The sequence below is a fragment of the Streptomyces sp. 150FB genome (genome assembly GCF_000818195.1).
Classification (GTDB): Bacteria; Actinomycetota; Actinomycetes; order Streptomycetales; family Streptomycetaceae; genus Streptomyces.
The window spans coordinates 4249890-4256996 of the sequence record NZ_JTHL01000001.1 but is presented as its reverse complement, the minus strand read 5'-3'; the positions used below and the strand labels follow the sequence as shown (position 1 = coordinate 4256996).

Here is a 7107-nt window from a genome sequence, read left to right as displayed (position 1 = left end):
AAAATCAAGAGAAAGGGGCGGCCCGACCCTCACCAACACCGCACCGGCCCACCCCGACCGCCCCGCCCGAACCCGCAGACAACGACAAACAGCACCCCACCCCACCCCATGCCGTCGAAAGCGCGCACAGCTCCGGCCCTCAAGGTGCTGCCGGAACCGGCGGATCTGCCCGAGGCGCTGTCCGAGGCGCGATCGAGGACCTGCGGCTGGAGAAGGTGCTGGGCGCGCTGAGTGACCCGCCGCGCCTGCGGATCGTGCGTCAACTCCTGCTGGATTCGGAGCAGTTCGACCACTCCTGCGGCTGGTTCGGCCTCGAACGCCGCAGTCATGTGCGTGTCGACGACCTGAACGTCCGCTTCCCCGGACTCCTGGAGCTGGTCACTGACTGGACGCCGGACTCGGCCGTCCTGAGGTGACGCGCCCGCCCTACGAGGTGATGGAGGCCCGGAAGTGGTAGCGGTCGCCCCGGTAGATCGCCAGGGTGAGTTCGAGCGGGCGGCCGTCCTGGTTGAAGGCGAGCTGGTGCGCGAGAAGCACCGGTGTGGCGTCGGTGATCTCCAGGAGCTCGCGTTCGGCGGCGTCAGGCTGCCGCGCCTCCACCGAGTAGTCGGCGACGCGGGGGAGTTGAGGCGGTTCCGCGTTGCGCAAGGTCGCGAAGAGCGATGCCTCGGTGAAGTCGGTCTCGGCGAGCGCGGGGCACAGCGCCAGCGGCACTCGGTTGTGTTCCACCACGACCACCTGGTCGTCGAGGAAACGTAGCCGCCGCATCTCGAACAGAGTGGCCCCCGGGCCGACGCGCAGCGTCTCCGCCTCACTGACGGTCGCGGGCCGGACGGTGGAATTCAGCACCCGGCTGTGGGTGACCAGGCCGTGCTTGGCCGCGTAGTCCGCGAAGCCCTCGACGGTGTGCGCGTCCCCACCGCGCTCGCCCGCGCCGTGACTGTCCCGCCCGCCGCCGGGGGCCGGCGATTCCTTCGGCCGCGCGACGAACCAGCCACGGGCCGCCGCCGACTCGACCATGTCCCTGGCCGCCAGATCCATGAGCGCCGCGCGCATGGTGACGCGCGACACCCCGTACCGCGCCGCGAGGGTGCGCTCCGACGGCAGCCGGTCTCCGGCCCTGGCGCCGTCGGCCGAGGCGTCGGCCCAGAGGCGCGCGGCGATCTGGGCGTACAGCGGGAGGGTGTCGTCGGCCAGCAGGCCCCGGGGGAGGGGAGAGGCTGATCCCGAGTCCCAGCCTGAGGCCGCGTCCGCGCCTGAGTCCGTGCCTGAGTCCGAAGGAGGCATACCAGAACAATACCAGAAGGAGACCGTTGACCCGCCAGTCATAAGACCAGTAGCGTTCCGTTCGAGCTACTCAGAACGTGGCAACCATGTGCGAGGAGGGAAGGAACGGACTGTGCGGCGCCGGCGACCCGAGCACCCGAACCACCACAAGGAGTACGTGTGACCTCCCCCTCCAGCACCCCGCCCACCGACGACGGCGCCGCCAACACCGTCCGCGAGATCGCTCAGCAGCCCCGCCTGTGGCGAGAGGTCGGCCAACTCGTCGCCGCCTCCCGGGATTCGCTGGACACCTTCCTGCGTCCGCTGACCGCGCGCGGCGACCTGCGCGTGGTGCTCACCGGCGCCGGCACCTCCGCGTACGCCGGCCAGGTGCTCCAGGCAGGGCTGGCTCGGCGTCTTGGACTGCGCGTCGACGCGGTCGCCACCACGGACCTTGTCGCCGACCCTCGCGGCTGCCTCGCCGAGGACGTCCCCACCCTGCTGGTGTCCTTCGCGAGGTCGGGTGACAGCCCCGAGAGCGTGGCTGCCGCCGACCTCGCCGACCAGGTGCTCACCGAGGTGCACCATCTCGTCATCACCTGCAACGAGCAGGGCGCATTGGCGCTGAACCACGCGGACCGGCCCACGTCCCACGTACTGCTCATGCCGGCCGCCGCCAACGACCAGGGCTTCGCCATGACGTCGAGCTTCACCTGCATGACGCTCGCCGCGCTGCTCGCGCTGGGCGGCGGCGCGTACGACGGGATCGCCGAACGCCTGGCGGACGCGGCCGAGTTGATCCTCAAGGACGGCGCCGCCGACCGTGCGATCGGCGACCTCGTGGGCCGCGCTCCCGAGCGCATCGTCTACCTGGGGAGCGGGGCGCTGAAGGGCCTCGCTGAGGAGTCGGCGCTGAAGGTGCTCGAACTCACGGGCGGAACGGTCGTGGCCGTCGCCGACTCGTCGATGGGATTCCGGCACGGGCCCAAGGCGGTGCTCAACGATCGTACGGTCGTGGTCGTGTACGTATCGAATGATCCGTACACCCGTCAGTACGACGAGGACATTGTCGCGGAACTGCGCGGGAACCTTCCCGGCGGGCGCGTCGTGACGGTCGCGGCGGGAGCCCTCCGGGCTTCCGCCACCGACCCCGAGGCAGGCGCAGACGTCGGCACCTGGCCGCTGCCGGGCCTCGATGATGTGGACGATGTCGCGCTGGCCCTGCCGGCCGTGGTGTACGCGCAGCTCATCGCCCTGCGTGCCTCGCTGGCCGGGGGGATCAGGCCGGACCAGCCGTTCCCGTCGGGCGAGGTCAACCGGGTGGTGCGGGGCGTGATCCTGCACCCCTTGGCCCGCTGAGACAGCCGGTTCAACGGCGTGGTGTGCGGACGGGCCGGACGGAGGGTGCGCGATGTTCCTGGGTGTGGACGGCGGTGGCACGAAGACGGCGTTCTGCCTGGTCGACCGGTCCGGTCGCGTGGTGGGGCGGGCGGCGGCGGGAAGTTCGTACTACTTCTCCGACGGCGTCGACCTTGTCGAGCGCGTCCTGCGCCAGGGCGTGGACGAGGTCTGCGCGGCGGCCGGGCTCACCCCGGCGGACATCGATCACGCCTTCTTCGGGCTGCCCGGTTACGGCGAGGTCGCAGGCGATCTGCCCGTGCTGGACGCCGCACCGCGCGCGGTGCTGGGGCATGACCGCTACGTGTGCGACAACGACATGGTGTGCGGCTGGGCCGGTTCGCTGGGCGCGGTCGACGGCATCAACGTGATCAGCGGTACGGGTTCGATGACGTACGGCGAGCGGCTCGGCCGGGGCGTACGCGTGGGCGGCTGGGGCGAGTTGTTCGGCGACGAGGGATCGGCGTACTGGATCGCGACCCGCGGCCTCAACGCCTTCGCGCGGATGAGCGACGGCCGACTGCCGGAAGGCCCGCTGGCCGGAGTGCTGCGCCGCCACCTGGACTCGGCGTCCGACCTCGACGCCATCGACATCGTCCACAACCGGTGGAAGGGCAGCCGTGGCCGGATCGCGGCACTCAGCCGCCAGGTCGCCGAGGCGGCGGCGCTCGGCGACGCGTCCGCGACGGCGATCCTGACCGAGGCCGGGCAGGAACTCGCGCTGCTCGTCGACACCACCCGCGTACGGCTGGAGTTCGGCCGGGACGAGACCGTACCGGTCTCCTACTCCGGCGGTACGTTCGCCGCCGGCGCGGTCCTGGAGGCGTTCACCGGCGCGCTGAAGGGCCGATACACCGGCTATGAGCTGCGACGGCCGCTGTACGAACCGGTCATCGGTGCCGCGCTGTACGCGGCGAAGCTCGCCGGAACCCCACTCGATCGGACCGCGCTCGACGCCCTGTGGTGACCGGCCCGGCTCCACGAAGCGCACCGACCGGAAGCGCGTCAAGCCGAAGCGCACCAAGCCGAAGCGCACCGACCACAGGAAGCGAGGGGACGTACCCATGTCCTTGGTGTCCACACGGGAACTCGTCACGAAGGCCGTCGCCGACGGGCGGGCCGTCCCGGCGTTCAACGTCATCACGCTGGAGTACGCCGAGGCGATCACCGCGGGCGCGGAGGCGGCCGGCGTGCCGGTGATCCTCCAGATCAGCGAGAACGCCGTACGGTTCCACGGCGGCCGGGTCGAGCCGATCGCGCGGGCCGCGGCCGAGGTCGCCCGCGTCTGCGGCGTCGACATCGCACTCCACCTGGACCACGTCACGGACGTCCGGCTGCTGCACGCGGCGGCCGAAGCGGGCTTCTCCTCAGCGATGTTCGACGCCGGGGCCCAGCCGTACGCCGAGAACCTCGCCGCCACTCGCGCCGCCACCCGCTGGGCCCACGGCGCCGGGCTGTGGCTCGAGGCCGAACTCGGTTACGTGGGCGGCAAATCCGGCGCCCCCGCGAGCGCGCACGCGACGGGCGTACGTACCGACCCGCAGGAGGCCGCGCGTTACGTGGCGGACACCGGTGTCGACGCGCTGGCCGTCGCGGTCGGCAGCAGCCACGCGATGACCGAGCGCTCGGCGTCCCTGGACCACGAGTTGATCGGACGGCTGCGGGGCGCCGTACCCGTTCCCCTTGTCCTGCACGGTTCATCGGGCGTCGGCGACGACGAACTGCGGCGCGCGGTCGGGGCAGGCATCGTCAAGGTCAACATCGGCACCGCGCTGGGCGTCGCCTTCACGCGCGCGCTCCGCGAAGCGCTGGCCGCCGCCCCGGACGCGACCGATCCTCGTCGCTACCTCGACAGCGGCCGGGACGCGATCGCGGAGACCGTACGCCAACTGTGCGCGGTCGTCAGCGGCTGAGGGACGGGAGAGGACGACTGAGGCCGGGATAGGACGGCTGAGGGTGGGGGACCGCGCCGTCGACCCGGGTTCAGGTAATCGTGCGCCAATGTTCAATTATCCCACTTCTCCGTCTTGCTCATTTATTGCAGAATGGCGGAGATGTCATTTTTCGGCAAGTATATCTTCCGAAATAACCCTTGCATCTCCCGCTTCCGCAGGATAATTTGAGGCCGCATCAGCCAAGAAATGCCGCAAGCCGGGGCTAATTGTTCACCCTCGTCGTGCGAAATGAAGGCGATGCTCCCTCCCCCCACATTTATCATTGAGGAGCCGGCGTGAGCAGCATGCTGTCACCGCGGAACACCGAAGAGCGGAACACCGAAGAGGCACCCCGTCCGAAGCGCCGCGGGAGGCTGAGCCGCTCCGCACTCACCAGCGCCCTCGGCGCGGTGGCCCTGGTCCTGGCGCTCCCGGCGAGCGCGCACGCCGACGTACTGCAAGCCCTGCCGCAGAACGCCGACGGCCTTGAGCAGACGTTCTCCCCGGCCTACGACTACGACGGCGACGGCTGCTACGCCACCGCCGCCATCAGCCCCGACGGCACCCTCAACCCCGGTCTGGCGCTCGGCGGCGACGTGAACGGCCACTGCCACGACGCCGCCCAACTCGCCAACTCCAACACGTACTCGCGCGAGAAGTGCAACAACGACTGGTGCGCGGTCGTCTACGCCAGCTACTTCGAGAAGGACCAGGCGACGCTCGGCCCGGCGGCCATCGGGCACCGGCACGACTGGGAGCACGTCGTGGTGTGGACGAACAACAACGCGGTGCAGTACGTCTCGGTCTCGCAGCACTCGGGCTACCAGGTGGTCCCCGCCTCGTCCCTGACCTTCGACGGGACGCACCCGAAGGTCGTCTACAACAAGGACGGCGTTTCGACCCACGACTTCCGCGTCGCCAACACCAACGACGAGCCGGCGGAGAACGCCACCGGCAATTGGTTCTACCCGCGCCTCGTCGGCTGGAACGGCTATCCGGCCGGCTTGCGCGACAAGCTCCTGAACGCCGATTTCGGCGATGCCACGATCAAAATAGATGACGGCGACTTCGAATACGCCCTCACCAACTCGATGCCGTCGGGAATCCCCTTCAACCCCAACGCGTGACCGCCCGGCACCCGGCTCCCCTTTCGGGGCGCCGGGTGCCGAGGACGGGGTGGAGCTGACGGCGACGCCCGCGCGCCTTAGGGTCGTTCGCGACGAAGGGGAGGCGGATGGCGACGCGGCAAGGCATCGCGGGCGGCGGCGGGACCGACGGGGTCAAGGCCATCGTCGTGAGAACGCTGAAAGCCGCGGGTTCCGCGACCCGGCAGCTCGACGGCGGGCTCGGCACGGCCCTGATGGCGCTGGGCGTGCTGGTCCTGCTGCTGGTGACGGCCGTGACGTCGCTGGTCGGCGTGGGCCTGCTCATGGCGCCACTCGCGCTCCGCGCACTGCACGGCCTTGCCGGGCGGGAACGCGTACGGCTCGCCCGCTGGGGTCCCGAGGTCATCGCGCCGGAACCTCCGCCCACCGCGCTGCGGCTCGCACTCGTCGACCCCACCACCCGGCGGCAGGCGCGCTGGCTGGTCCAACACGCCACCTCAGGGCTGCTCCTGGGCCTGATCGGCTTCTGGCTGCCGCTCCTCGCCGTACGCGACACGGCCTTTCCGCTGTACTGGCGGCTCGGGCCCGGCGACCCGACCGCCACCTCCCTGGGCGTGGGCACCGCGCACTCCTGGCCGGACGCCCTCGCGGTGAGTCTGCTCGGGGTGGGCTGGATCGCCATCATCCTGGGCCTCGCTCCCGGCATGGCGCGGCTCCAGGGCCGCCCCGGACGGCGCTTCCTCCAGGCGGGCCCCGACACCGATCTGTCGCTCCGCGTCGCGGAGTTGACCGCGACCCGCGCCGCAGCGCTGGACGCGCACGCCACCGAACTGCGCCGTATCGAGCGCGCACTCCACGACGGCACCCAGAACCGGCTCGTCTCGGTCAGCGTGCTGCTCGGCGCCGCCCGCCGCCAGGTGGCCCGCGATCCGTCGCTCGCCGACGACATCCTCGAACGCGCCCAGTCGGCCGCCGAACAGGCGCTGGCCGAGCTGCGCAGCGTCTCCCGCAGCATCCTGCCTCCGGTCCTGGACGACCGGGGGCTGGCAGGCGCGCTCTCCGGGCTCGCCGCGTACTGCGCGGTGCCCTGCCGGATCGACGTGGACGCACCCGAACGGTGCGCCGCCTCCGTCGAGGCGACCGCCTACTTCGTCGCGGCCGAGGCCCTGACCAACGTCGCCAAGCACAGCGCCGCCGCGCAGGCCGGCATCACGGTACGAACCCGCGGCGGACGCCTCCGCCTGACCGTCACCGACGACGGCAGGGGCGGTGCGGACGAGGACGGCGGCTCGGGGCTCACCGGCATCCGCCGCCGGGTGGCGGCGTACGACGGTACGCTCCGCCTCAGCAGCCCGCCCGGTGGCCCGACAGTTCTTGAAGTGGATCTTCCCTGTGGATCGTGA

Annotated in this window: 6 protein-coding genes and 1 pseudogene; 6 read left to right on the top strand and 1 reads right to left on the bottom strand. The window is 71.1% G+C overall.

Annotated elements, in window-relative coordinates; all coding sequences use genetic code 11:
- Positions 1-108: 108 nt before the first annotated feature.
- Positions 109-416: pseudogene (locus QR77_RS18095) on the top strand (ArsR family transcriptional regulator).
- A 10-nt stretch (positions 417-426) separates the two neighbouring features.
- Here the strand turns inward: QR77_RS18095 and QR77_RS18090 are convergent.
- Positions 427-1287, bottom strand: coding sequence for a GntR family transcriptional regulator (locus QR77_RS18090; protein WP_078876836.1), 861 nt, complete (start codon positions 1285-1287; stop codon positions 427-429).
- Between the two features lie 159 nt (positions 1288-1446).
- Between QR77_RS18090 and QR77_RS18085 the strand changes: the two genes are divergently transcribed.
- The 5 genes from QR77_RS18085 to QR77_RS18065 all read left to right on the top strand — a co-directional run bounded on the left by QR77_RS18085 (position 1447) and on the right by QR77_RS18065 (position 7107).
- Positions 1447-2625 (top strand): SIS domain-containing protein, encoded by a 1179-nt coding sequence (locus QR77_RS18085; protein WP_040022939.1) that lies wholly within the window; start codon positions 1447-1449, stop codon positions 2623-2625.
- 52 nt (positions 2626-2677) lie between these two features.
- Complete coding sequence (locus tag QR77_RS18080) at positions 2678-3631, top strand: BadF/BadG/BcrA/BcrD ATPase family protein (RefSeq protein WP_040022937.1); 954 nt, start codon at positions 2678-2680, stop codon at positions 3629-3631.
- A gap of 97 nt (positions 3632-3728) precedes the next feature.
- On the top strand, positions 3729-4577 hold the full coding sequence (locus tag QR77_RS18075; RefSeq protein WP_040022935.1) for a class II fructose-bisphosphate aldolase: 849 nt from the start codon (positions 3729-3731) through the stop codon (positions 4575-4577).
- Between the two features lie 326 nt (positions 4578-4903).
- Complete coding sequence (locus QR77_RS18070; RefSeq protein WP_078876835.1) at positions 4904-5725, top strand: NPP1 family protein; 822 nt, start codon at positions 4904-4906, stop codon at positions 5723-5725.
- Between the two features lie 107 nt (positions 5726-5832).
- The gene (locus tag QR77_RS18065) at positions 5833-7107 is read left to right on the top strand and encodes a sensor histidine kinase (RefSeq protein ID WP_052488871.1); all 1275 of its coding nucleotides are present in this window, start codon (positions 5833-5835) and stop codon (positions 7105-7107) included.